The sequence below is a fragment of the Marinobacter bohaiensis genome, from assembly GCF_003258515.1.
In the GTDB taxonomy this organism is placed as follows: Bacteria; Pseudomonadota; Gammaproteobacteria; order Pseudomonadales; family Oleiphilaceae; genus Marinobacter_A; species Marinobacter_A bohaiensis.
In genome coordinates this window covers 212,770-236,732 of sequence record NZ_QGEH01000004.1, presented here as the reverse complement: position 1 = coordinate 236,732, position 23,963 = coordinate 212,770, and the positions used below count along the sequence as shown (strand labels likewise).

Sequence of the window (23,963 nt, the reverse complement as noted above, 5' to 3'; positions counted from 1 at the left end):
CTCCTCAGTTCGGCATGCGCAGGCCGCCATCCAGACGGATGGTCTCGCCATTGATCATGGGATTCTCGATGACCTGCTGGACCAGCCGGGCAAATTCCAGTGGCCGGCCGAAACGCGCCGGAAACGCCGATTGCCCGGCAATGCCGTCTTTCACCGTCTGGGGCAGGCGTTCGGTCATGGGTGTGGCGAACAGGCCCGGGGCGATGGTGTTGACGCGAATGCCGTATGCGCCCAGCTCACGGGCGGCGGGCAGGGTCAGCGCCACGATGCCGCCCTTGGATGCGGCGTAGGCGGCCTGGCTGGACTGGCCGTCGAAGGCGGCGATGGACGCGGTATTGATGATCACCCCGCGCTCGCTGTCGGCGTTGTGTTCGCGATCTTTCATGATGGCGGCCGCCAGGCGCAGGCTGTTGAAGGTGCCGATCAGGTTGGTTTCCACGACACCGCTGAAACGCTCCAGGGCCATCGCTTCGCCCTTGCGCAGGATTTTCTCCGCCGTGCCGACGCCGGCGCAGTTGATGACCGCCGCCATGGGCCCGAGTTCGTCCCGGACCCGGTGGTAGGCCCTCTCGGTCTGCCGGGGATCGCGCACGTCGCAGGGAACGGCGATGCCGCCGACGTCGCTGGCCAGTTGCCGGGCGCGCTCTTCCCCTCGCGCCAGGATGGCCACCCGCGCCCCGAGGTACGCCAGGTGGCGGACGGTGGCCGCGCCCAGGCCCGATGAGCCGCCGGTAACCACAATGACCGACTGGTCAATCTCCATTGTCACGCCTCTTCCGTTGTCCGGTGTGGCGCTGGTCGGCCACCTGATAAAACATGTTGTTGCTTATTAAGTTCTTGAGTTTGTACTGGTATTTGGTAAATGGCAATCGCCGCCGCAAGATGCGGTGGCGAGTGAATTGGCCCGATCGGACCGGTGATCGGGCCCGTGATGCTGGGCAATCCGACGGACGTTGCCGTATTATTAAGCAGTATTGAAGCAGTTGCTTTAATCGGATCATCCTCATCAACCAGGCGCCCAAAACAACAAGATGCGCCGGAAGGAGGTCACATGACCGTCAGCACGACGTCAGCCAGTTCCACCCCGGCCGATATCGATGTCGCGCCGCGCCACGTTAGCTTCGACGTGAGCGGTGAGCTCCGGCAACTCTGGCACGGCAACAACCTGTTCCGCACCGCGTTCTTCAATGCGCTGTCCCTCCAGTTTCCGGACGGCGAGCAGCAGTTCATCGACTCGGTGCGCCTCTACCGGGACCGCATCGACGATCCCAAGCTCCAGCGCGAAGTGCGCGGTTTCATCGGCCAGGAAGCGCTGCACGGCCGCGAGCACCGGGCCTATAACGAAGGGCTCAAAGTGCGAGGCTACGACATCGACCGCCTCGATACCCGCTTCCGCCGCCACATGGCGTGGGTGAAGAAGCTATCGCCTTCCCGGCAGCTGGCCGGGACCTGCGGTGCGGAGCACTACACCGCCGTATTGGCCAACGCGATCCTGGCGCACCCGCAGTGGATGGCCGGCGCGTCACCGACGATGCGCGCGCTGTGGCGCTGGCACGCGATCGAGGAAACCGAGCACAAGGCCGTCGCCTTTGACGTGTATCGCCACTGCGTCGGCAACGAACGGCTGCGTAAGGTGGTGTTCCTGTTCGTCACCTACAACTTCTTCAAGTACACCTTCCTCAACACCTGCAGCATGCTGCGCAGCGAGGGCAAGCTGTGGAGCCTGCGCACCTGGCTCGATGGCCTGAATTTCCTGTGGGGGCGGCCCGGCGTGTTACGTCGCTGCCTGCCGGATTTTCTGGCCTATTTCCGTACCGGTTTTCACCCGTGGCAGCAGGACAACCGGGCGCTGCTGCGGGAGAACCTGCAGGAGCTGGAAGCGTCCTACGCCGCCGGCACCGCGGAAACCAGCCGAACTGCCTGACTTTGCAGGAGTTTACAGTTGCCCGAGGCAAACTGTGATATAGGTCTCATAGCGGCGTCGTGATCCATTCATGACGCCTGAGACGCCTGCCAGGGTGTCCCACAAAAAACATAACAAGCCCTCTCCGCCGGCGATGTCGACGCAGGGGGCAAGTGGAGAAGCAACATGCGAGTTGGTCTGATTGTCGATTCGGCCTGTGATCTGCCGTACGACTTTTCCCGCGACAAGGATATCTTCATCCTGCCGGTCACGGCGAAGATCGACGGACAAACCTACGTCGATGACCACAGCCCGGAAACCACCGCCCGTTTCTACGACAGCGGCCTGCTGCAGAAAGGGCACCACGCCGAGACCGAGGCCTACAGCGCCCAGCAGATCCACGATCTGTTTCTCGAGCGCATCGTGACCGAGTACGACGTGGCCATCTGTGAGACGGTGACCCGTTCGCGCAGCCTGGTGTACCAGAATGCCACCGAGGCCATGAACAGCGTCATGTCTCACTACCAGCCGGTGCGTGAAGCGGCCGGGCGGGACGGCAAGTTCTCCATGCGCGTCATCGACAGCAAACAACTGTTCTCCGGCCAGGGGCTGCTGGCCGCCCACACCCTGCGGCTGATCGAGGACGGGCTGGGCAAGAACGAGCTGCGTCAGCAGGTGGAAGCCTTCACCGACCGGATCTACACCTGCGCGATTCCCCGTGACCTGCATTACCTCCGCGAACGCGCCCGTCGCCGCGGTGATAAGAGCATCTCGGCGGTGGTGGCCTTCCTGGGCAAGGCGTTGAACGTCACCCCGGTGCTGATGAGCCGCAATTCGGAACCGGCGCCGGTGGCCAAGACGCTCAACTTCAACAGCGCCGCGGAGAAGGTGATCAACTACGCCGACAGTCGCGTCAAGGCTGGCCTGCTGACGCCATACGTGGTGCTGTCCTGCGGTTTTTCCTGGGAAGAGATCGAGGCGCTGCCGGGACTGGATCGCCTGCGTGAGACCTGTGCCGAGCACAAGGTCGAGCTGCTCATCTCGCAGATGGGCATCACCAGCAGCATCTACCTCGGGCCGGGCAGCCTGTGCCTGTCGCTGGCGGCCGAGGACCACAACTTCTCCGATCACCAGTAGCCGCCCGCTCGAGGCGGGGCCGGACTGGCCGGATCGGCCGCCTCTCGAGGCCGGCGGGGCAAACCCGCCGGCGTGCCCGCCGTGTTACGCTCGGTTGAAACATTCCCTTTTCCTGGAGCGCGGACGCACACCATCATGGCAGATCAACCGAACGGCCTGGCCGACCAGTTACTGGAAGCGCACATCAAGCATGAACTGTCCGCCCTGAAAGGCGCGAAATTGCGTAAGTTCGTCGCCGGCGAGGTGGACCGGCTGTTCGAGCTGGCCGACTCGGTGACGCTGAACGAGGCCGTCAGCGAGGACCAGATCCTGGGCGTGATCCAGCGGCTGGTGGTGAACATGGAGCTGGACGCCGGTATCCCGGAACTGGCGGGGGAAATGGCCAGCCAGGTGCTGTCGGCGCCGGTCCAGTCCGAGACCGAGCTGCGCGAAATCCTGAGCCGCGACCAGGCGGCGGCCTTCGTCGAGGAGTTCCTGCAACTGCGCGAGCACCGCGAGCGGCTGATCGGCGAGATCATGGCGCACCCGGTGTATCAGGAGCTGGTGTCGAACCTCGTCTATCACGGCCTGGTCAATTACCTGTACGAAGACAATCTGATTTCCCGCAATGTGCCGGGCGTGGGCTCGATGATGAAATTCGGCAAGCGCATGGCGACCCGCGCCGTGCCGGGCATCGACGAGACCTTCGAGAAGCGCATCAAGTCCTGGCTCAGCGACAGCCTGCCGGGCCTGTTGCAGCGCTCCGAGCAGTTCCTGCTGCGGGCGTTGTCCGACGACGAGCTGCGCGACACCATCATGGCGGCCTGGAACGGCGTCGAAGACCGTTCCCTGGCCGAGCTGCAGAACGGCCTGGGCGACCTGGAGTTGCAGGAATTCGTGGTGCTGGGCTACGAGTTCTGGCTGAGTTTCCGCAAGACGGCGTACTTCGAAGGGTGTTACCAGGCGGTGGTCGCACACCTGTTCGCCAAGTACGGCGACGAACCCCTGGCGACGTTGCTGGGCGATGTGGGAGTGACGCCGGCGGTGGTCATGGCCGAAGTGGACGCCTTTGCCCAGCCGACACTCGATCTGTTGCGCCAGTCCGGTTATCTTGAGGGGCTGTTGCGTCGCCGCCTGGCTCCGTTCTACCGCTCGGCGGCGGCGAAGAAACTGTTGGAAAGCTGAAGCCGCCGGGTCCCGGCGTGCTGCCGAGGATGTTGCAATGCCAAGCGCCGATCTCTTCTGGGCCTACCTGGTGGCCATTTCCCTGCTGACCGTGACACCCGGGGTCGACACCCTGGTGGTGATGCGTAACACCGCCCGCGGCGGCCTGCGCGATGGCGTGGTGAGCAGTCTGGGCATCTGTAGCGGGCTGTTCGTACACGCCACCCTGTCGGCGGTCGGCATCTCCCTGATCCTGTTGCAGACAGCCTGGGCCTTTACCGGGCTCAAATGGCTGGGTGCCCTGTATCTCGTCTGGCTGGGGCTGATGAGCCTGCGCCAGGCCTGGCGGGCCTCCGGTTCCGGATCGCCCATGCCGCGGGTCGAATCCGTGGGCGAGGGCGGCTACCGGCCCATGCGTTCGCTGCGCGAGGGCGTGCTGTCCAACGTGCTCAACCCCAAGACCGCCCTGTTCTACATGGCCTTCCTGCCGCAGTTCATCGATCCGGCCGGTGCCGCGTTTACCCAGTCGATCCTGCTGGCGGCGGTGCATTTCGTGATTGCCATGGTGTGGCAGACGTTGGTGGCGGTGATGATTGTGCGTTCACGCCGCTGGGGCGCGAAGCCCCGGCTCAAGCGGTTGCTGCATGGGCTGACGGGCGGTGTGTTTGTGGCGCTGGGGGCGAAGCTGGCGGTGACGCAGCCTTGATGTGAATCTTGGCGTATTGGGGCATTGTCCGGGGCCCTGGAGGGCCCTCCGAAGCTAAAAGCTTCGGGTACAGGGTCTGGCGTTCGCCGGTACTCGAAGGGAGAGCCAAGCGTTGTCTATCCGACTCTCGTTTCCGGGGAGTCGATGTAGCGGAAACTTCAGTTTCCGAGTCGCCCCAGGGGCGACCGCCGCCTTATCCGTAGACTGGTCACAATGGCCCGTTGAGCGCCCAATTTTCAAAGGCGTCAGACGCAAAAAAGGGAAGCTGCCAGACAGCTTCCCTTTTTTTGTTCGAGCGCGGGTCGAACCCGGCAGGCGCCTTATTTTTCCAGGTACTGGAACTTGTCCGGCTTGCCATCCCACTCGGCCGCATCGGGGAGGGGATCTTTCTTTTCCGTGATATTTTCCCACTTGCCGGCGAGCTCGGCATTGATTTCGATGTACTTTTCCTGGCCTGCCGGCAGCTCGTCTTCCGAGAAAATCGCTTCCGCCGGGCACTCGGGCTCACACAGGGCGCAGTCGATGCACTCGTCCGGGTCGATGACCAGGAAGTTCGGGCCTTCGTAGAAGCAGTCTACCGGGCAGACTTCCACGCAGTCGGTGTATTTGCACTTGATGCAGTTATCGGTAACGACAAATGCCATGTTGGTATCCCTGGTTTCTTGATCTATCTCATCAGTTGGCGAAGCGTGACGCGCGCCATAGGTCAGTTTCTCGCTCCGGCGTCCAGAACACCAGGCTGCTGACCGTTATTTATCTTGCGAGGGCGGTATTGTAGGGAGCGCCCCGCGAAGTAGCAAGCGCGTGGGCGGGCTCCCGAAAGGCTCATTTATTATAACCTTATGTTGCTCAGTTGCGTTGCATTAAGGTCTTGAGTTCATAAAGGCGATTGAGCGCTTCCCGCGGCGTGAGATCATCCAGATCAAGTTCCTCCAACGCCTGCTCGACTTCGCTGGGCGCAAAGCCGGAAAACATGTCGCCCTGGAAGCTGCCCGCCTCCGGCTCCCGTGCCGCTGGTCGGGGCTGGACTGGCGCCGGGCTGGACGCGGCGGGGGTTGCGGTGCCTTCGAGTCGCTGCAGCTGTTGCTTGGCGTTGCTGATCACGTCGCCCGGCACGCCGGCCAGTTGGGCCACCTGCAGACCATAGCTCTGGCTGGCGGGACCGTCGTGGACGGTGTGCAGGAAGACGATGCTGTCGTCGTGCTCGGTCGCCGTCAGGTGCACGTTCACCGCGTGCTTGAGCTGGTCGGCCAGCTGCGTGAGCTCGAAATAGTGGGTGGCGAACAGGGTGTAGCAGCGTACCTTCTGGGCCAGCTGTTCGGCAGTGGCCCAGGCCAGGGACAGACCGTCGAAGGTGCTGGTGCCGCGACCGATCTCGTCCATCAGCACCAGGCTGCTTTCGGTGGCGTTGTGCAGGATATTGGCGGTCTCGGTCATCTCCACCATGAAGGTGGAGCGGCCGCCGGCGATGTCGTCGGAGGAGCCCATGCGGGTGAAGATGCGATCCACCGGGCCGACCACTGCCCGATCCGCCGGGACGAAGCTGCCGGTGTAGGCCAGCAGGGCGATCAGTGCCGCCTGGCGCATGTAGGTGGACTTACCGCCCATGTTGGGGCCGGTGATGACCAGCATGCGGCGCTCGTTGTCGATCAGCAGGTCGTTGGGTACGAACGGCTCATCCAGCAGCTGTTCCACCACCGGGTGACGCCCGGCCTGCACGTCCAGCCCCGGCTCGCCGGAGAATTCCGGCGGGTTCAAACGCAGCGTGGTGGCGCGTTCGGCGAAGTTGCTCAGCACGTCCAGCTCGGCCAGGGCCTGGGCGGTGTCCTGCAGCGGCGCCAGCTGTTCGGCCAGGGTTTCCAGCAGCTCGTCGTAGAGGCCTTTTTCCCGGGCCAGGGCGCGGCTCTTGGCGCTCAGCGCCTTGTCCTCGAATTCCTTCAGCTCAGGCGTGATGAAACGCTCGGCGTTCTTCAGGGTCTGGCGGCGGATGTAGTCCACCGGCGCCTGGTCGGACTGGGCGCGGCTGATCTCGATGTAGTAGCCGTGCACCCGGTTGTAACCCACCTTCAGGGTGCTGATGCCGGTGCGCTCCTTCTCGCGGGTTTCCACGTCCAGCAGGAACTGGCCGGCGTTCTCGCTGATGTTGCGCAGGTCGTCCAGTTCCTCGTCGTAGCCTTCGGCGATGACGCCGCCGTCACGGATCACCACCGGCGGATTGTCGATGACCGCGCGGGTCAGCAGGTCGGCCAGCTCCGGGTAGGTGCCGGCGGTCTCGCGCAGGCTGGCGATGCGGTCGGAGGCGACGTCCCCGAGCACGTCCTGCAGTTCCGGCAGCAGCTTGAAGGCGTCGCGCAGGCGCGCCAGGTCGCGCGGTCGGGCCGAGCGAAGGGCGACGCGGGACAGGATGCGCTCAATGTCACCGACCGATTTGAGCAGGTCGTGCAGCGGCTCGTAATGGAAACCGTCGAGCAGGGCGTACACCGCGGCCTGACGCTCGCGCACGGTGGCCACGTCGCGCAGCGGCCGGTTGAGCCAGCGCCGGATCTGGCGCCCGCCCATGGCGGTGGCGGTGCGGTCCATGACCCAGGCCAGGGTGTACTGGGTGCCGCCGGTCAGGTTGGTGTCGATTTCCAGGTTCCGGCGGCTGGCGGCGTCCAGGATGATCGAATCCTCGCGCCGCTCCCGGGACAGCTTGCGGATGTGCGGCAGGGCCGTGCGCTGGGTCTCGCGGGCGTACTGCAGCAGGCAGCCCGCGGCGGAAATGGCCAGGGACAGGTCGTCGCAGCCGAAACCGGTGAGATCGCGCACCTGCAGCTGCTGGGTCAGCAGGCGGTGGGCGGTGTCACGCTCGAACAGCCAGGGGCCCTGGCGGCGGATGCCGGTGAAGCCTTCCAGCAGGTCCTCGAACGGGAAGTCCTCGCTGATCAGGATCTCCGCCGGACGCAGACGCTGCAGTTCGCCCTGCAGGGATTCAGTGCCGCTGAATTCCGCCACGGAGAAGCGGCCACTGGAAATATCCAGCGTCGCCAGGCCGAATTCCTCGCGGTGACTGAACAGGGCCACCAGCAGGTTGTCGCGACGGTCTTCCAGGAAGGCTTCGTCACTCAGGGTGCCCGGTGTGACGATGCGCACCACCTTGCGCTCTACCGGCCCCTTGCTGGTGGCCGGATCGCCGATCTGTTCGCAGATGGCAATGGACTGACCCGCCCGGACCAGGCGCGCGATATAACCTTCTGCCGAATGATAGGGCACGCCGGCCATGGGAATCGGCTGGCCGCCGGACTGGCCACGGGCGGTCAGGGTGATGTCGAGAAACTCCGCCGCCTTCTTGGCGTCCTCATAGAACAGCTCGTAGAAGTCCCCCATGCGATAGAACACCAGTTCGTTGGGGTGTTCCACCTTGATCTTGAGGTACTGCTGCATCATCGGGGTGTGCTTGGTGAGTTCAGTGGGGGCGACTGACATTCGGCATCCATTTCCTGGCGGTGAGCTGAAGCGGGCCATTGTAAGAAAAACCGGGAGGCGATGAAATGTGCCTGTCGGCGGTTCTGTCTGGCCGGGCGACAGGTGCCAGTTCACAGGATCTGTATCCGGGGCTAATCTTAAGTCAGCGGACAAAAAGTAAACGGCGTCGCGAAGTGGCACTGGCCTTGCTGGATTGCTTGGGTTTTCGGGTTGATACAGACGCACGGAGCGTTGTCCCGATGCCAGACCACTCAGACCCAAGCAGGGAGCCTGACCGTTATGTCAGAAGCCATCGCACTCGATCCTTACCGGCCCTATCCGGAATGCTTTGACGAACTGGTGGAGTCCTCCGGCTACGCCCGTCCCCAGGCACTGGCCATCACCCGGTTCATCATGCAGAACGGCCCGGACGAGCTGGTGCGTCGCCAGGCGGAGCTGGACCGGACCATTGCCGCCATGGGGATCTCCTTTACCGTCTATTCGGACAGCGAGAACATCGACCGGGCCTGGCCCCTGGACGTGGTGCCGCGCACCATTTCCGCCAGCGACTGGCAGCGCACCAGCGACGGCCTGAAACAGCGGTTGCAGGCGCTCAACCTGTTCATCAACGACCTCTATAACGGGCAGAAGATTCTTAAAGACAAGGTGGTGCCGTCGGATCTGGTGCTGAAATCCAAGAACTTTCTTGCGCCATGTCAGGGCTTCGAACCGGCCTACAAGGTCTGGGCGAACATCTGTGGCACCGACCTGGTGCGTGATGGCGAGGGTAACTTCCTGGTACTGGAGGACAATCTGCGCGTGCCGTCCGGCGTTTCCTACATGCTGGAGAACCGCACGGTGATGAAGCGCGTGTTCCCGGAACTGTTTGCCGAATCCACCATCGGTCCGGTGGACGACTACCCGGTGGAGCTCTGGAACATGCTGGCGTCGCTTTCGCCGCGGGACGACGTGACGCCCTGCATCGTGGTGCTGACGCCGGGTATCTATAATTCCGCCTATTTCGAACACAGCTACCTGGCCCAGCAGATGGGTTGCCCGCTGGCCCAGAACAACGATCTCTATGTCGATAACGACGTGGTTTACCTGCGCACTTTGCGGGGGCCGCAGCGGGTGGATGTGATCTACCGCCGCATCGACGACACCTTCATCGACCCGCAGGTGTTCCGCAAGGACTCGGCACTGGGTATTCCCGGTCTGATCGGAGCCTGGCGTGCCGGTAATGTGGCCATCGCCAACGCGCCCGGTTCCGGTGTAGCGGACGACAAGGTGGTCTACGCCTTCGTGCCTGAGATCATCCGCTATTACCTCAAGCAGGAGCCGCTGATCGACAACGTGCCCACCTATCTGTGCATGGACGAGAAGGAGCGCGAGCACGTGCTGGCCAACCTCGACAAGCTGGTGGTCAAACCCGCCAACGAGTCCGGCGGCTACGGCATTCTCATTGGCCCGCGCGCGTCGGAGGAGGAACGCGCCCGTTGCGCCGCGTCGATCCGCGAGAACCCGCGCAACTTTATCGCCCAGCCCACGCTCAACCTGTCCACGGCACCCACGCTGTGCGAGGAGGGGCTGGAACCGCGCCATCTGGATCTGCGCCCGTTCATTTTGCAGGGCGAGGATGTCTACTGCACCAATGGCGGCCTGAGCCGAGTGGCGCTGCGTCGGGGTTCCCTGGTGGTGAATTCCTCCCAGGGGGGCGGCAGCAAGGACACCTGGATCATCAATCACGGGAGCTGAACCATGCTGGCACGAGTCGCCGAAAACGTATACTGGATGGGGCGCTACCTGGAGCGGATCGATGATACGGCGCGCCTGCTTAACGCCACCACGCATATGCTCATCGATTCACCGGAGGACACCCGCTTCAGCTGGCCGGTGCTGATCGACGTGCTGGGGGAGGACGCCAAGGGCTTTATCCAGGAGGGCAGCTCCAGCGAGCTGGGCGTCATGCACTACCTGATCGCGGCGGAAGACAGCAGCGCGTCCCTGCGCCATTCCTGCGCCCAGATGCGCACCAACGCCCGCTGCGTGCGGGAGGTGATCCCCCGGGATTTCTGGGAGGAGATCAATTCCCTGCACCTGTTCGTGCAGTCCGAGTGCAAGGTGGCGTCCAGCCGCGCCCAGCGCTACCGCATGATGGCGCAGGTGATCCGGCGTTGCCAGACGGTGGTGGGGGTGACCGACGGCACCATGCTGCGGGACGACACCTATCGCCTGTTCAATATCGGCCGTCACCTGGAACGGGCGGACATGACGACGCGTATCATGGACGTCCTCGTGCTGCAGCAATTGACGCCGAGCGACGATCTCCAGGGGCGCCGGCATTTCCAGTGGAGCTCGCTGCTCAACGCGCTGGGGGCTTCCGAGTCCTACCGGCGTTACTATGCCGAGGAGGAGGGCACGACCGATGTCAGCGAATTCCTGCTGACGTTCGGCGCTTTCCCCCGCTCGGTGGCCTACTGCCTGAACAAGATCGAGTGGGAGGTGCAGACGCTGCCGCACGCCGATGCCGTGCTGAAAGCCTTGGCAAACCTGCGCAAAGCGCTAGACTCTGAACCGCTGCACACGCTCTCGACGCTGCAGATGCACGAGCTGATCGACAACGTCCAGGCCGGTCTGATCACATTGCATGCGGCCCTGGTCAACGAGGCGTTGTACGCTCCGGCCGCCTGATTCGCGGGGATGACGTGACGGTTGACCACCGCAGCGGGAGCCCCCGGCCATGGCAGGCGCGTTCAGCCTCAGTTGTTGCCGGAGCCATTAACCATTGCAAGGTTCGACCATGACCCGACTTGATGCGCCCCTGTCTCTGGACGCCCTGAGGCAAATCTATGCGTGTCCCTCGCCCGAGCGGGACGAGTGGCTGCCGCGCTGGGCTCAGCCTGGCTGGTCGGACGTGCTGGGGTGGCTCATGGGGCAGGGTGGCGATGCGCTGGGCGCGTTGTCCTCGGACCTGCAGCATCAGCTGCGGGAACACGGCGCCACCTTCGATCCCCAGCATCAGCAGAACCGGACGCTCGACCTGTTTCCCTGGCTGTTCGATCTCCAGGAATGGCATACGATCGAAGCCGGTCTGATCCAGCGCCGGGAGCTGCTGTCGCGGGTGTTGAAGGACCTGTACGGCCCGCAGACATTGCTGCGCGACGGCATCCTGCCGCCGGAACTGATCTATCGCAACGCCGGTTTCTTGCTGCCGTGTCACGATCTGCTGCCGGAGGACATGGACTGGCTGGTGACCCTTGGCTGCGACCTGGGCCGGGACACGGACGGCCGCATGACCGTGTTCGGCGACTGTTCACAATCTCCCGGCGGGATGGGCTACGTGCTGGAGAACCGGCTGGCCATCAACCAGGTGGTGCCGGAGCTGACCCAGCATTTCGACAAGCGCCACCTGGCGGCCTTCTTCAAGGATCTGCAGCGGGCCCTGGTGCCGCAGACGCCCTACGCCAGCGAACCCTTGATTGGCCTGCTGACCCGCAACTACCGCGACAGCCAGTATTTCGAACACGCGTTCCTGGCCAATTACCTGGACCTGGCCCTGGTCCACGGCGCCGATCTGATGTTCCGGGAGGGGCGCATCTGGCTCAAGACCCTGAGCGGCTTGCAGCCCGTCGACGCCCTGATCCGCTATATGCCGGATCACCTCAGCGACCCGCTGGAGCTGGACAGCGACATTGCCGGCAGCCCCGGTCTGTTGCAAGCGATCCGCCAGGGCAACCTGGTCTGCGCCAATCCGCCGGGCGCGGGACTGGTGGACAGCGGCGCCTTGCTGCCCTTTATGGAAACGCTCTGCCGCCATTTACTCGATGAAGACCTGTTACTGCCGTCGGTGCCCGCCTACTGGTGTGGCGACCCGGCCCAGTGCGAGATCGTGCTTGATGAGCTGATCGATATGGTGGTGCACGACCTGGCGGTGCCCGGCCAGCGCATCAGTTTTGCCAACGCCAGCCGCCGTGAGCGGGCCGGGCTGGCGGAGCGCATCAAAGCCGATCCACAGCGATTTGTCGCACGTCGTATCCTGCCGCTGAGCACGGTGCCGGTGTGGCAGAAACAGTCGGTGCAGTGTCGTTTTGCGTCTCTGCGGACTTTTGTTCTGCATCAGGCGAAGCACGACCAGGTGCTGCCCGGTGGCCTGGCCCGCTGTCATGAACAGGCGTTACAGCTGCAACTGGGACTGACCTCCCGCTTCACCGCCAAGGATGTCTGGCTGCAGAGTCCCGACGGCGATTCGGTGAGTCTGCTGCACAGCGCGCTGACCAAGGTGCGGCTGTCCCGCAAGAGCGGCCTGCTGCCCAGCCGGGTGGCCGATCACCTGTTCTGGCTGGGCCGCTACAGCGAACGCCTCAACCTGGCGTGTCGTGCCATGCGCGCGGCACTTCCGCTGATCTCGACCCTGGCGCGGGACGAGCAGGTACGCACCCTGACGCCCCTGGTGGAGTTCGCCTGTACCATCAACGGCGGCGTGTTCATGCCCACCGAGCAGGAAGACGAGCTGACCCACCAGCTCACCAGCCTGTTCCTGTATGAGCGCAAGGACGGGTTACTGTCGGTGTTGCAGGCCCTGATCATGAACGCCCAGTCGGTGCGGGAGTTTTTCAGCGAGGACACCTGGTACGTGCTGGAGCGGCTGCAAAATGCGCTCAACCAGTTCCCGGCGCGGGGCTCGGTGTCGCGCATGGACCGCGCCCTGGACGAGATCATCCTGCTGCAGTCGGCCATCTATGGCCTCAACAACGAGACCATGAGCCGCACCCAGACCCTGCGCTTCATGGACATCGGCCAGCATATCGAACGCGCGCAGCAGACCACCGCGCTGTTGCACAAGGTGTTCGTGAAATACCCGCAGCCAGGCAGCAACCTGATGGAAGCGGTGCTGCGCATGGCGGATACGTTGATGACCTACCGCCGCCGCTACCGCACCGAGCTGCACCCGGTGGCGATCATCGACCTGTTGCTGCTGGACGAGGGTACGCCGCGCTCGGTGGGTTACCAGTGCGCCCGGCTCAAACGGCAGGTCAGCCTGCTGCCCGAGCGGGACTCCACGCTGACCGGGCTGAACGCCGAACAGCGGCTCATGGTGGAGCTGGTGTCGCTGCTGCAACTGGTGGATCTGGAAGCGCTGGTCAGCGAGCAGGGTGAGCCTTCGTCACAGCTGGATGAGCTGCTCACGCGGATCAACAACCTGCTCACCAAGCTGTCGGAAGCGATCACGCTGGCCTATTTCAATCACGCGGATATCCCGCGCCCCATCGATGACGTCTGAGGCGCTGAGTCCATGAAATACCGCATCACGCACCTGACGCGCTACACCTACGAGCAGGACATCGCCAACAGCTACAATCGCGGCTGTCTGCTGCCGCGCAGCCTGCTGTACCAGAAGGTTGAGTCCAGCTCTCTGGAGGTCACGCCCACCCCCAGCAGCCTCTACAGTCACCCGGATTATTTCGGCAACCTCTATACCTTCTTCCACGTCAACAGTATCCACCATCGCATGGACGTGAAGGTCACCAGTCAGGTGGAGGTGATGCCGCGCGGGCTGGAAGGCACTCCGGGCCATTCGATGCCCTGGGAAGACGCGCTGAACCAGCTTGAAAAGGACCACTCCCCGCGTCTGCTGCAGGCGCGGATGCTGCGGGTGGGCACGCGCATGGCGCCGACCGATCCGGAGCTGGCGGCCTTTGCCCGGGACCTCTTCGAGCCGGGCCTGCCGTTGCTGGAAGGGGCGCGGCGGCTGACCCACCGGATCTTCAGTGAGTTCACTTACGACCCGGAATTCACCACCCTGACCACGCCTGTGCGGACTGTGCTGGAAGAGCGTCGCGGTGTCTGCCAGGACTTCGCCCACCTGGCGATCAGCGCGTTGCGCTCGCTGGGCATTCCGGCCGGTTACGTTAGCGGCTATCTGGAAACCCTGCCGCCGCCGGGGAAGCAGCGTCTGGTGGGTGCGGACGCCTCCCACGCCTGGTTCAGCGTGTTCGACCCGTCCCTGGGCTGGGTGGATTTCGATCCGACCAACGACCTGATGCCGGACGAGCGCCACATCACCGTCGCCTACGGCCGCGATTACGCCGACGTGGTGCCGCTGAAGGGCCTGATGAGCGGCGGTGGTCGTCATGATCTCCACGTGGAAGTGGACGTGATGCCCCTGGCCGGCCGTGAGACTCGCCGTGCAACCTCCTGATCCGCCTCGATATGCCAAATCGATCGTCGTGATGGGGTAGACGTTGGCCCTCACAATCGAAAGAATGAGGGCTTTCACACGCCGGAGGTTTTCCCGATGAGCGTAACGGACGATGCGCTGGCCACTGCCGCCGCAGCGCTGGGGGACACCCTGCGCGCGCAGGGCCTGATGATGACCACGGCCGAGAGCTGCACCGGTGGCTGGGTCGCCAAGTGCCTGACCGACCGCGCCGGCAGCTCGGACTACGTCGACAGCGGGCTGGTGACCTACTCCAACGCTGCCAAGACCGGGCTGCTGGGGGTACGCGAGAGCACCCTGGCCGAGCATGGCGCGGTCAGTGATCCGGTGGTGCGGGAGATGGTCGGCGGCGCCCTGGCGGCCACCGGCGCCGGCGTGGCGGTCGCCATCAGCGGCGTGGCCGGGCCGGGCGGCGGTTCCGATGACAAGCCGGTGGGCACAGTCTGGTTTGCCTGGGGGCGTTCGGCCGCCGACACCCACAGCGAGGTCCGCCATTTCGACGGTGACCGCGACGCCGTGCGTCGGCAGGCGGTGCTGTTCGCTCTGGAGCGGGTTCACGGGCACCTGACCTGAGTTCCGGAACCGCTCCGATACTACGGGAAATACGACACTTGGCCCGGTCTATCTGTTGTGTTTTAATACTGTTCATATATACAGCGGAGGCTCAGCGGGCCTCAGGCCGAATCATTTCGTTCACGCCGTCAGGCGGCACAGGAAATAGAGGTTTTCGCAGCGATGGAAGATAACCGTAAGAAGGCGTTGGGCGCGGCTCTGAGCCAGATTGAACGCCAGTTTGGCAAGGGCGCGGTCATGAAAATGGGCGACCAGCCCCGGGAAGCCATTCCCTCCGTCTCCACCGGCTCCCTGGGCCTGGATGTGGCACTGGGGATTGGCGGTCTGCCTTATGGCCGGATTGTCGAGATCTACGGGCCGGAAAGCTCCGGTAAAACCACGCTGACCCTGCAGGTCATCGCCGAGGCCCAGAAGCAGGGAAAGACCTGCGCCTTCGTCGATGCCGAGCACGCGCTGGACCCGGTCTACGCCGAGAAGCTGGGCGTGGATGTGGACGAGCTGCTGGTCTCCCAGCCGGACACCGGTGAGCAGGCGCTGGAAATCGCCGACATGCTGGTGCGCTCCAACGCCATCGACGTGATCATCGTCGACTCCGTTGCCGCCCTGACGCCGAAAGCGGAAATCGAAGGCGAAATGGGCGACTCCCACGTTGGTCTGCAGGCGCGCCTGATGTCCCAGGCTCTGCGCAAGCTGACCGCCAACGTCAAGCACGCCAACTGCATGATGGTCTTCATCAACCAGATCCGGATGAAGATCGGCGTCATGTTTGGCAGCCCGGAAACCACCACTGGCGGTAATGCGCTGAAGTTCTACTCTTCCGTGCGTCTGGACATTCGCCGTATCGGCTCGGTCAAGGAAGGCGACGAAGTGGTGGGCAACGAGACCCGCGTCAAAGTCGTCAAGAACAAGGTCTCGCCGCCGTTCAAGCAGGCCGAGTTCCAGATCATGTACGGTCGCGGCATCAACCGTCTCGCCGAGGTCGTGGACCTGGGCGTGAAGGAAGGCTTCGTCGACAAGTCCGGCGCCTGGTACAGCTACAACGGCGACAAGATTGGCCAGGGCAAGGCCAACGCCTGCAAGTTCCTGGAAGAGAACGCTGAAATCGCCGCCGAGATCGAAGGCAAGGTACGCGACAAGCTGATGCCCAAGCCGGAGAGCAAGGAAGAGAAAGAGAAAGCGGCAAAAGAAAGCGCCGAAGCCGAAACCACCAACGGCGAACTGCTTTAATTCCCCAAGCCGATTGGCGGAATCCGGAACACCCACCATGGCGGCAATGCTGTGGTGGGTGTTTTTGTTTCAGGGCGGATATTCCAGTCGCCGTCCGTTCCTGGCGTGCCGGGGCTGTATCGATGCGCTTCCACCTCTGTCTCATGGGAATCCCGACACGGTTGCCGTAGTTTGGTGACGTCGTGAACGGCGGGGTTTGCCTGGCGGGCCCTGTATCCGCAAGAATTGGAGGATTCACTGGATGATGACAGCGAGTTGTGTGACAAGGGATTGGGCCACCCGGCTGGGGGGCCTGACACTGATGGCCTTACTGGCCTTACTGGCCTTACCGGCACAGGCGGGGACGGATCTGGCTGGTGTGGCTGTGCCGGGAACGGCACCGGGTGAGGTTCTCAAGGTAACGAATTACGCCGACGACGGAAGCCCGGGCACCTTGCGCTGGGCCCTGCAGAAGAACAACGCCGATCCCGGTCAGTACCGGATTGAGTTGGCGGTGACTGGCGACGGGCCCCACGTCATCCGGGTGCAGTCCGCCTTGCCGCCGATCAAGGGGCCGGTTGTTATCGATAACGTCAGCTATGATCGCGACGGCCGCTATGTCGTGGTTGACGGTGCCGACTATATCGGAGGCACCGATCCGCAGGACTGCCCCGGGGCCGTTGACGGCCAGTTCGGAACGAACGTGCGCACGACCAGCAAGCCCGGTCTCGTCCTTCGGGATACCCGCGCGGTTGAAATACACGGGCTGGAGATTCGCAATTTCTGCATCGGCGTGCTGGTGAACCGGGCCTCGGGTAACCTCATCCACGACAATCGCATTGTCCATAACATCGGCGGTTCCGGGGTGATGCTGACCGGAGACGACGGCCAGGGCAACAGTACCGCGACCACGACCGTTCACAACAAGATCCTCAACAACACCTTCGTCGATAACGGCGATGCGATGGAAGCTACTCGCGGAGCCGCGTTCAACCTGATTGCCGGCAACCGGGTGACGAGTTCGGATCAGCGTAATAACGAACCTTCCCAGGGGCTGGAAATCCTCTGGGGCAACGACAACATCGTCGTGAATAACCACTTCGAACATCTGTCCGATGGTGTGCAGCTTAACTGGGGCAATCGCAACTACATCTCCGGTAACACCTTCACGGCGTTGTCGTCGGGCGTCACCCTCAGCGGTACCGGAAACATCGTTGCCGGCAATACCCTGCGCGGCAATCGGGTGGCGGTGGCGGTTCGGCCCCAGCCAGTGCCGCCGGCCGAGGGTGAGATGGGCGCGCATCGCGTGCTGGGCGCGTCGATCAATACCATCAGTGCCAATCGCATGATCGACAATGGGCAGGATATCCGGCGCTGTTACGCCGGCGGTTCCTGCCTGCCGCAGATGAAAGGGGCCATCGTGTTCAACGTCCCGGGGCTGGAGCACGGCCAGTTCGAGGGCAATCGCGGCGGGGGTGTCGAAACCGATTCAGACAAGCTCGATCGGATCTGCGCACTGGATGGCCCGGCCGAAGGCTGCCAGGAAACGCCAAACCGGGGGCAGAAGGCGCCTGAATTGCTTGCGGTGAACGTCCCCGATGAGGGACCCGCAGAGATTGAGGGGGAACTGGCTGGGCTGCCTGACAGCCTGTACCGCGTGGAACTGTTTGCCAACCGGACGCCGGGCGAGACCGAGGCAGAGGCGTACCTGGGCTTTATCCGAGTGGCACTGAACGATGATGGGAAGGCGACGTTCCGCTTCCCGCTGGCGGCGGAGCAGTTGGAGGGTGTCCGTAATGTCACCGCCACCGCGACAACGCCCGATGGCGCGACGTCCATGCTAAGCGAGCCGCTTGCGCTGTAGCGGTTCCCCGCGCGGGCCAAGGATGGTGCCGAGCGCCTGGGTCGGCGACCGGTCGCCATCAACCGGTGCTGGAGGCCAGCTCCGCATCCAGCCATTCCGGCCCCACCACGCAGTTGCGGCCCTGGCCTTTGGCCGCATACAATCGCTCGTCGGCCTTGCCCAGCAGGTCTTCCACCGTCGATCCGTCCAGCCCGATTTCGGCGATACCGGCACTCAGCGTCTGGCTCAGCGTGACGTCGCCGAACACCAGCGGGCGCTCCGCCAGGGTCTGGCGCAGCATCTCGGCCACCTGCAGCGCCTGGGCCGCGGTGGTGTCAGGCATCAGGATGCCGAATTCTTCCCCGCCCAGGCGACAGGCCAGGTCGCTCAGGCGTAGCCGTTTGCGGATCAGCGCGGCGATCTGCACCAGGGTGCGGTCGCCCACCTCATGGCCGTAACGATCGTTGACCGACTTGAAGAAGTCCAGGTCGAACAGAATCAGCGACAGTGGTGTGAGTCGGCGTTGGGAGCGTCGATTCTCCCGTTCGAAGTACTCCCTGAACATGGCGCGGTTGGCCAGCCCGGTCAGCGGATCGGTGCGCGCCAGCCGCAGGAGCTGTTTTTCCGAGCGCTCGCGGCTGACCTCGTACACGTGTGAAAACGTCAGGACGCAGAGCGTCAGGATTGCCATGTTGAGGATTGGAATGGGCTGCATCAGTTCCGATGAGTGGCGGAACTTGAGAAAGAACAGCGCACCGGCAATCGCGGTAAACATCACCGACAGCGCCAGCCCCAGACGGCGGCCGTGCAGCAGATGCGCCAGGATCGGGATCAGCAGTACCCAGCCAAAGACGCTGACGGTGGAGCGCGGGGCAAACAGGGCGAACATCATCGTGCTGAAGAAGGGCAGGGTGTAGGCGAGCATCCAGCGGTTCAGATGATCCGTGTCGCGGATGGCCCACAGCAGGAACAGGGAGTAGACCGCCATCACGATTTCCGCGACGGCCACAGCAACGTTCCCGGCGCCGACGTTCAGGGTGGCGAAAATAATGCCGGAGACGGCCGTGATCCACAGCAGTGCCACCAGAACCGCGCGGCGGTGGGGTTGGTCGTGCTCTTCCAGAGGGGGTGAATTGTTCATCGTGGGGTACGCTTCCATCGTCTGCCCCGCACTGTGCGGTCGCCCAGCGCAAAAGAATCAGTCTAGCCCAGGCGCTGGGAATCGCCTGTAAAACAAGGTCAAACATCGACCGACAGTATGTCTTGGCCGGCTTGTACCGAGAACGGTGCCGGGGCACAGTATCAGGCTCGGGAATCCAGTTACGTCCATGCCGGGAGCCTTCATGAAACGCCTGCTGATCGTCGCCCACGCGCCATCACCCAACACCCGCACCCTGCGGGATGCCGTTGCCCGGGGCGCCGGCCATGGGGATGTCGAGAACGTGGCCGTGACCGTGATGGCGCCGCTGGAAGCCGGGCCGGACGATGTGCTGGCCTGTGACGCCATTATTCTCGGCACCACCGAAAACCTGGGCTACATGAGCGGCGCGCTCAAGGACTTCTTCGACCGCAGCTACTACCCCTGCCTGGAAAAGACCCAGGGTCTCCCGTTTGCCTTCTATATCCGCGCCGGGCACGACGGCACCGGCACGCATCGGGCTATCGAGTCCATCACCACGGGCCTGCGCTGGCGCCAGGTCTGTGATCCGGTGCTGTGCCGGGGGGAATACCAGGCGGCGTTCGAGGCCCGCTGTGAAGAGTTGGGGCTGTACGTCGCGGCCAGCCTGGACGCCGGGTTGATCTGATTCAGCCTGCCAGGCGGTTATAGAAGCCCTCGATGCGGGACAGGGCGTTGTCCATGGCGCGGGTGTAATCCTGCTGGCTGCAGCAGTAGCGGAACTGGATGCCCAGACGGTAGCCGGCCTGATAGGGCAGGCAGCTGGTGATCTGCGCGGGGACGCCGGATTCGTTGATGTACTTGCCAGAAAAATCCAGGGACAGGCGAGTGCCGGGCGACAACGGGCGCGCGGAAATCACCGCCAGGCCGTAGCGGTTGATGTCCAGGCAGTGAACGTCCAGGGCGGTTTTCTCGCGGCCCAGGAACCCTTTCTCGATCAGGTGCACCCTCAGGCTGGGCGCCGCAAAGCGCGCCTTGATCCGGCGATTCGTTGTGGTACTGCGCATAGCCCTGACATCCGTTGCTTGTTGTTGGTTCTGACCTCAGACGCTGGTGTCGAGCCGTGCGCCGCGCCGGTCTTCGGGGTTGACGGGCTGGCGGGTCCTGGCGTCGAGCAGCGATGGGCTCCGTCGACCACTGCGCCGTCGTCGGCGCTCGGGGCCGTCGAAGGCTTCCTGCTGTCGCCGCCGGTCCGGCTGCGTGCGCCGGTCGGCGGGTTTTTTCAGCGGTACGGTGGGCGTCTCATGGGACGCTTCGGTCCGTTGCTGGTTCGTTCGTTTCACCCGGTCGAGGGTGCTGAGCCCGTACGGTGAATTGCGGTGGATTTCCATGTCGTCCAATCTCTCTGACAAGCACTTCGCGAAGTACTTCATCTATACATCTAGTTTAGGGTTTAACGGCCGGGTTGTGTAAATCTTGAACAAGATTTCACAGTTGCGTCCGCAGGTGGCGACAGGGCGGTGGTCTCCTTCTACAATGCTCGGAACCACAACGAACAGGGAATGTGTCGCAACATGTTCCCGGCAAAGGATTCTATTTCCCGGAACAGGACGGCGCCTTGAAGTCACTGCCTCTGAAACAGCTGTACAAGACCTGCGATTCCAAACATTTCCCCTTCAGGACCACCCGCGAGCTTGAACCCCTCGAGGAAATCGTTGGCCAGAACCGGGCCCAGGAAGCGGTGCGTTTTGCCCTGGCCATGCCCCACGGCGGCTATAACGTCTATGCGGTGGGCCGTAACGGTCTGGGTAAGCTGACCATGATGCTGCGCTATCTGCAGCACCACGCTGACAAGGATGGCCACAGCTACGACTGGTGCTACGTGGCCAACTTCGAGGAGCCCCGGTCGCCGCGGGTACTGCGTTTGCCGGCGGGCGAAGGACAGGTGCTCAAGCAGGACATGGAGCGCCTGATGCAGCGCCTGACCCAGGTGATTCCCCAGACCTTCGAGGGAGACAGCTTTCTGGAGCGCGCCGAAAAGCTGAAGAACGACTATGGCCAGCGCCAGGAAGAGGAGCTGGAAAAAGTCGCCAAGCAGGCCAAGCGCAAGAAAGTCAGCCTGACGGTCAGCACGCCGGGTGGCTATCGCCTGATCGCCATGAACGGTGAGGAACCCCATACCCAGGAAAGCTTCGCCGAGCTGACTGAAGACGAGCGCACTGAATTCGAAGACATCATCAACAAGCTGGAGAAGAAACTGCGGGCGGCCCTGCGCAAGGTGGCGGACCTGGAGCAGGAGTACACGGACAAGCAGCAGGCGCTGAACGAGGAAACCCTGGAAAGCATCACCGGCCACCAGCTCGACGCCCTGGCGGCCAAGTACAAGACCTACCCGGACATCGTCAGTTACCTGGAGAGTGTGCGTAAGGATCTGGCCGACAACCTGGAGATCTTCCTGGAGGACAGCGAAGACCAGGCGGCCATGGCCTACGCCTCCCTCGACCGGAAAATGCCCCGGCGCTACCAGGTCAACCTGATGGTTCACCACAAGGACCAGGAGGCGCCGGTGGTGGTGGAAGACAACCCCACCTACCACAACCTGTTCGGCTACGTAGAGAACGTCACCTATAAAGGAACGGTGTTCACCGACTTCTCGTTGATCCGCCCGGGCAGCCTGCACAAGGCCAACGGCGGCTATCTGCTGATGGACGCCATCAAGGTGCTGGAACAGCCGTTCGTGTGGGACGGCCTCAAGCGGGCGCTGCGCTCCAAGGCGCTGCACATCAACTCCCTGGAGCGGGAGCTGACCCTGTCCGGCACCATTTCCCTGGAACCGGAGCCAATTCCCTTGGACGTGAAGATCGTGCTGCTGGGTGACCGGGAAACCTGGATGCTGCTGCAGGAGTACGATCCCGAGTTCTCCGAGCTGTTCCGCATCACCGCGGACTTCGAGAACGAGATGCACCGCACGCCGGAGACCGAACTGCAGTACGCCAAGTTCATCGCCAGCGTGGTGGTGGACAAAAAACTGCTGCACTGCGACCACAAGGCGGTGGCGCGAGTGATCGAATACAGCTCGCGCATTGCCGATCATCAGCAGCGCCTGTCCCTCCACGCCGCGGACGTGGCCAACCTGCTGCGCGAGTCCGACTATTGGGCCCGGGAAGCCGGCGCCCGCATGATCCACGCCACTCACATCGAGCAGGCCCTGGCCAGCGCGCGTTACCGCAGCAGCCGCATTCGCGATCAGTATTTCGACTCGATCCGTGACGGCACCACGCTGGTGTCGACCGCCGGAAGCCGGGTGGGGCAGGTCAACGCACTGTCGGTGCTGTCCACCGGTGGTTTCGAGTTCGGCATGCCCAACCGGATCACCGCGACCTCCTACTACGGCGACGGCGACATCATCGACATCGAGCGCGACGTCAAACTGGGCGGCAACATCCACTCCAAGGGCGTCATGATCCTCACTTCATGGCTGGCTTCGCGCTTCGCCGTGAACGATCCGATGCACCTCTCCGCCAGCCTGACCTTCGAGCAGAACTACGGCGAAGTGGATGGCGACAGCGCCTCGGTGGCGGAACTCTGCGCATTGCTCTCCAGCCTGTCCGGCGTGGCGGTGCGCCAGGATCTGGCTATCACCGGCTCGATGAACCAGTTTGGCGAGGTTCAGCCCATTGGTGGCGCTAACGAGAAAGTCGAGGGCTTCTTCGAGACCTGCCGGATCCAGGGGCTGAGCGGCAGCCAGGGCGTGATCCTGCCGGCGTCCAACGTCCAGAACCTGATGCTCGACAGTGAAATCCTCGATGCGGTACGCCGCGGCGAATTTGCCATCTATGCTGTTAGTAGTGCGGAAGAGGCGATAGGCCTGCTGCTGGGCATGCCCGCGGGCAAGGCCAACGCCAAGGGGCGCTATCCGGCCAGGTCGGTCTTCGGTGTGATCCAGAAGCGGCTGGACGACATGCGCGAGCACGAACGCCAGGAGTCAGGCGGCGACAAGAAAGCGGGCCACGAGTCAGGCCCCCACGTGCATCAGGCGGGCTGAATCAGCCGGAAGGTCAGGTTGAAGCGGTCGCCGCCGCCGCGCCGGGTCTTGGGAATCTGGTGCTGATAGGCCGATTGCAGGCCTGGCGGCATGATCAGCAGGCTGTTGTGGGGCAGGTCGATGCTGGTGAACAGCCGGCGTTCATCGCTGCGGCGGAACTGGAAGCGGCGCTCCTCACCCAGCGACAGCGAGGCGATCACAGGCGCTGCCCCCAGTTCCGGCTCGTCGTCGCTGTGCCAGCCCATGCTGTCGCGACCACCGCGGTACCAGTTGCACAGCACGCTGTTGAAGCGATGCCCGGCCAGGTCGCCAACACGCTCACGCACCTGATCCAGCTCTGGCGTCCAGGGTTCCGGCGCCATGTCGTGACCGGAATAGCGGTAATGGGCGTCATCGTCACCGATCCAGGCCTGTAGCCGTGGCGACCAGTGCCACTGCCCAAACAGTTGCAGGCGCGCCTGGTACCAGGGCAGCGTCCCGGGCAGGGTGTGACACAGACGCTGGGCCAGATCGCGGGGCAGGGCGTCGTGGACGAGGCGGACCTGGAACGGGGGCAGGTCGAAAAAAGCTTCTTTTTCAAGGGCCAAGCGCATCGAAATTCCTGTCGTTATGAGGACATTCAGGTCAGG

The 23,963-nt window shown here is 63.5% G+C and carries 20 protein-coding genes; 13 read left to right on the top strand and 7 right to left on the bottom strand.

Annotation, left to right across the window (positions count from 1 at the left end):
- Positions 1 to 4: 4 nt before the first annotated feature.
- The gene (locus DKK67_RS17695) at positions 5 to 763 is read right to left on the bottom strand and encodes an SDR family NAD(P)-dependent oxidoreductase (RefSeq protein ID WP_111497838.1); all 759 of its coding nucleotides are present in this window, start codon (positions 761 to 763) and stop codon (positions 5 to 7) included.
- A gap of 288 nt (positions 764 to 1,051) precedes the next feature.
- Between DKK67_RS17695 and DKK67_RS17690 the strand changes: the two genes are divergently transcribed.
- The 4 genes from DKK67_RS17690 to DKK67_RS17675 all read left to right on the top strand — a co-directional run bounded on the left by DKK67_RS17690 (position 1,052) and on the right by DKK67_RS17675 (position 4,889).
- Positions 1,052 to 1,924, top strand: coding sequence for a metal-dependent hydrolase (locus DKK67_RS17690; RefSeq protein ID WP_111497837.1), 873 nt, complete (start codon positions 1,052 to 1,054; stop codon positions 1,922 to 1,924).
- Positions 1,925 to 2,089: 165 nt separating this feature from the next.
- On the top strand, positions 2,090 to 3,040 hold the full coding sequence (locus tag DKK67_RS17685; protein ID WP_111497836.1) for a DegV family protein: 951 nt from the start codon (positions 2,090 to 2,092) through the stop codon (positions 3,038 to 3,040).
- Between the two features lie 135 nt (positions 3,041 to 3,175).
- Positions 3,176 to 4,204, top strand: coding sequence for a hypothetical protein (locus DKK67_RS17680; RefSeq protein WP_111497835.1), 1,029 nt, complete (start codon positions 3,176 to 3,178; stop codon positions 4,202 to 4,204).
- Between the two features lie 37 nt (positions 4,205 to 4,241).
- Positions 4,242 to 4,889, top strand: coding sequence for a LysE family translocator (locus tag DKK67_RS17675; RefSeq protein WP_111497834.1), 648 nt, complete (start codon positions 4,242 to 4,244; stop codon positions 4,887 to 4,889).
- 320 nt (positions 4,890 to 5,209) lie between these two features.
- On the opposite strand, the gene fdxA is transcribed toward DKK67_RS17675, so the two are convergent.
- Positions 5,210 to 5,533, bottom strand: coding sequence for a ferredoxin FdxA (fdxA, locus tag DKK67_RS17670; RefSeq protein WP_111497833.1), 324 nt, complete (start codon positions 5,531 to 5,533; stop codon positions 5,210 to 5,212).
- Positions 5,534 to 5,738: 205 nt separating this feature from the next.
- Positions 5,739 to 8,354 carry a DNA mismatch repair protein MutS gene (mutS, locus tag DKK67_RS17665; RefSeq protein ID WP_111497832.1) on the bottom strand — a complete coding sequence of 872 codons (2,616 nt, stop codon included), beginning with the start codon at positions 8,352 to 8,354 and terminating at the stop codon, positions 5,739 to 5,741.
- 279 nt (positions 8,355 to 8,633) lie between these two features.
- Here mutS and DKK67_RS17660 point away from each other — a divergent pair, with 279 nt between their 5' ends.
- The 7 genes from DKK67_RS17660 (at position 8,634) to DKK67_RS17630 (ending at position 18,193) form a co-directional block, all read left to right on the top strand.
- The gene (locus DKK67_RS17660) at positions 8,634 to 10,088 is read left to right on the top strand and encodes a circularly permuted type 2 ATP-grasp protein (RefSeq protein WP_204355866.1); all 1,455 of its coding nucleotides are present in this window, start codon (positions 8,634 to 8,636) and stop codon (positions 10,086 to 10,088) included.
- Positions 10,089 to 10,091: 3 nt separating this feature from the next.
- Positions 10,092 to 11,024 carry an alpha-E domain-containing protein gene (locus tag DKK67_RS17655; RefSeq protein ID WP_111497831.1) on the top strand — a complete coding sequence of 311 codons (933 nt, stop codon included), beginning with the start codon at positions 10,092 to 10,094 and terminating at the stop codon, positions 11,022 to 11,024.
- A 109-nt stretch (positions 11,025 to 11,133) separates the two neighbouring features.
- Entirely contained in the window at positions 11,134 to 13,614 is a 2,481-nt protein-coding gene (locus DKK67_RS17650) for a circularly permuted type 2 ATP-grasp protein (protein WP_111497830.1), read from the top strand.
- A gap of 12 nt (positions 13,615 to 13,626) precedes the next feature.
- A complete protein-coding gene (locus DKK67_RS17645) occupies positions 13,627 to 14,532 on the top strand; it encodes a transglutaminase family protein (RefSeq protein WP_111497829.1) in 906 nt (301 codons plus the stop codon).
- Between the two features lie 96 nt (positions 14,533 to 14,628).
- Entirely contained in the window at positions 14,629 to 15,123 is a 495-nt protein-coding gene (gene pncC / locus DKK67_RS17640; RefSeq protein ID WP_111497828.1) for a nicotinamide-nucleotide amidase, read from the top strand.
- Positions 15,124 to 15,285: 162 nt separating this feature from the next.
- Positions 15,286 to 16,350, top strand: coding sequence for a recombinase RecA (recA, locus tag DKK67_RS17635; protein WP_111497827.1), 1,065 nt, complete (start codon positions 15,286 to 15,288; stop codon positions 16,348 to 16,350).
- A 241-nt stretch (positions 16,351 to 16,591) separates the two neighbouring features.
- Positions 16,592 to 18,193, top strand: coding sequence for a NosD domain-containing protein (locus DKK67_RS17630; RefSeq protein WP_204355865.1), 1,602 nt, complete (start codon positions 16,592 to 16,594; stop codon positions 18,191 to 18,193).
- Between the two features lie 58 nt (positions 18,194 to 18,251).
- On the opposite strand, the gene DKK67_RS17625 is transcribed toward DKK67_RS17630, so the two are convergent.
- Positions 18,252 to 19,313, bottom strand: coding sequence for a GGDEF domain-containing protein (locus tag DKK67_RS17625; RefSeq protein ID WP_111497826.1), 1,062 nt, complete (start codon positions 19,311 to 19,313; stop codon positions 18,252 to 18,254).
- Positions 19,314 to 19,515: 202 nt separating this feature from the next.
- Between DKK67_RS17625 and DKK67_RS17620 the strand changes: the two genes are divergently transcribed.
- Complete coding sequence (locus DKK67_RS17620) at positions 19,516 to 19,977, top strand: flavodoxin family protein (RefSeq protein ID WP_111497825.1); 462 nt, start codon at positions 19,516 to 19,518, stop codon at positions 19,975 to 19,977.
- A 1-nt stretch (position 19,978) separates the two neighbouring features.
- On the opposite strand, the gene DKK67_RS17615 is transcribed toward DKK67_RS17620, so the two are convergent.
- Positions 19,979 to 20,356 carry a PilZ domain-containing protein gene (locus tag DKK67_RS17615; RefSeq protein WP_111497824.1) on the bottom strand — a complete coding sequence of 126 codons (378 nt, stop codon included), beginning with the start codon at positions 20,354 to 20,356 and terminating at the stop codon, positions 19,979 to 19,981.
- Positions 20,357 to 20,392: 36 nt separating this feature from the next.
- Entirely contained in the window at positions 20,393 to 20,701 is a 309-nt protein-coding gene (locus DKK67_RS17610; RefSeq protein WP_162628866.1) for a hypothetical protein, read from the bottom strand.
- Positions 20,702 to 20,907: 206 nt separating this feature from the next.
- Here DKK67_RS17610 and DKK67_RS17605 point away from each other — a divergent pair, with 206 nt between their 5' ends.
- Entirely contained in the window at positions 20,908 to 23,334 is a 2,427-nt protein-coding gene (locus tag DKK67_RS17605; protein ID WP_111497822.1) for a Lon protease family protein, read from the top strand.
- Here the strand turns inward: DKK67_RS17605 and DKK67_RS17600 are convergent.
- Positions 23,322 to 23,927, bottom strand: a complete 606-nt coding sequence (locus tag DKK67_RS17600) for an alpha-ketoglutarate-dependent dioxygenase AlkB family protein (RefSeq protein ID WP_111497821.1) — start codon at positions 23,925 to 23,927, stop codon at positions 23,322 to 23,324. The genes DKK67_RS17605 and DKK67_RS17600 overlap by 13 nt on opposite strands.
- Between the last annotated feature and the right edge of the window lie 36 nt (positions 23,928 to 23,963).

What these genes read in the sequence shown, in the direction of transcription:
- DKK67_RS17660 (WP_204355866.1), top strand. Translation starts at nt 8,634, where the DNA reads ATGTCAGAAGCCATCGCACTCGATCCTTACCGGCCCTATCCGGAATGC.
- DKK67_RS17650 (WP_111497830.1), top strand. Translation starts at nt 11,134, where the DNA reads ATGACCCGACTTGATGCGCCCCTGTCTCTGGACGCCCTGAGGCAAATC.
- DKK67_RS17645 (WP_111497829.1), top strand. Translation starts at nt 13,627, where the DNA reads ATGAAATACCGCATCACGCACCTGACGCGCTACACCTACGAGCAGGAC.
- DKK67_RS17620 (WP_111497825.1), top strand. Translation starts at nt 19,516, where the DNA reads ATGAAACGCCTGCTGATCGTCGCCCACGCGCCATCACCCAACACCCGC.
- DKK67_RS17630 (WP_204355865.1), top strand. Translation starts at nt 16,592, where the DNA reads ATGATGACAGCGAGTTGTGTGACAAGGGATTGGGCCACCCGGCTGGGG.
- mutS (WP_111497832.1), bottom strand. Translation starts at nt 8,354, where the DNA reads ATGTCAGTCGCCCCCACTGAACTCACCAAGCACACCCCGATGATGCAG.
- recA (WP_111497827.1), top strand. Translation starts at nt 15,286, where the DNA reads ATGGAAGATAACCGTAAGAAGGCGTTGGGCGCGGCTCTGAGCCAGATT.
- DKK67_RS17655 (WP_111497831.1), top strand. Translation starts at nt 10,092, where the DNA reads ATGCTGGCACGAGTCGCCGAAAACGTATACTGGATGGGGCGCTACCTG.
- DKK67_RS17600 (WP_111497821.1), bottom strand. Translation starts at nt 23,927, where the DNA reads ATGCGCTTGGCCCTTGAAAAAGAAGCTTTTTTCGACCTGCCCCCGTTC.
- DKK67_RS17685 (WP_111497836.1), top strand. Translation starts at nt 2,090, where the DNA reads ATGCGAGTTGGTCTGATTGTCGATTCGGCCTGTGATCTGCCGTACGAC.
- DKK67_RS17695 (WP_111497838.1), bottom strand. Translation starts at nt 763, where the DNA reads ATGGAGATTGACCAGTCGGTCATTGTGGTTACCGGCGGCTCATCGGGC.
- fdxA (WP_111497833.1), bottom strand. Translation starts at nt 5,533, where the DNA reads ATGGCATTTGTCGTTACCGATAACTGCATCAAGTGCAAATACACCGAC.
- DKK67_RS17625 (WP_111497826.1), bottom strand. Translation starts at nt 19,313, where the DNA reads ATGAACAATTCACCCCCTCTGGAAGAGCACGACCAACCCCACCGCCGC.
- DKK67_RS17690 (WP_111497837.1), top strand. Translation starts at nt 1,052, where the DNA reads ATGACCGTCAGCACGACGTCAGCCAGTTCCACCCCGGCCGATATCGAT.
- DKK67_RS17675 (WP_111497834.1), top strand. Translation starts at nt 4,242, where the DNA reads ATGCCAAGCGCCGATCTCTTCTGGGCCTACCTGGTGGCCATTTCCCTG.
- DKK67_RS17680 (WP_111497835.1), top strand. Translation starts at nt 3,176, where the DNA reads ATGGCAGATCAACCGAACGGCCTGGCCGACCAGTTACTGGAAGCGCAC.
- pncC (WP_111497828.1), top strand. Translation starts at nt 14,629, where the DNA reads ATGAGCGTAACGGACGATGCGCTGGCCACTGCCGCCGCAGCGCTGGGG.
- DKK67_RS17615 (WP_111497824.1), bottom strand. Translation starts at nt 20,356, where the DNA reads ATGCGCAGTACCACAACGAATCGCCGGATCAAGGCGCGCTTTGCGGCG.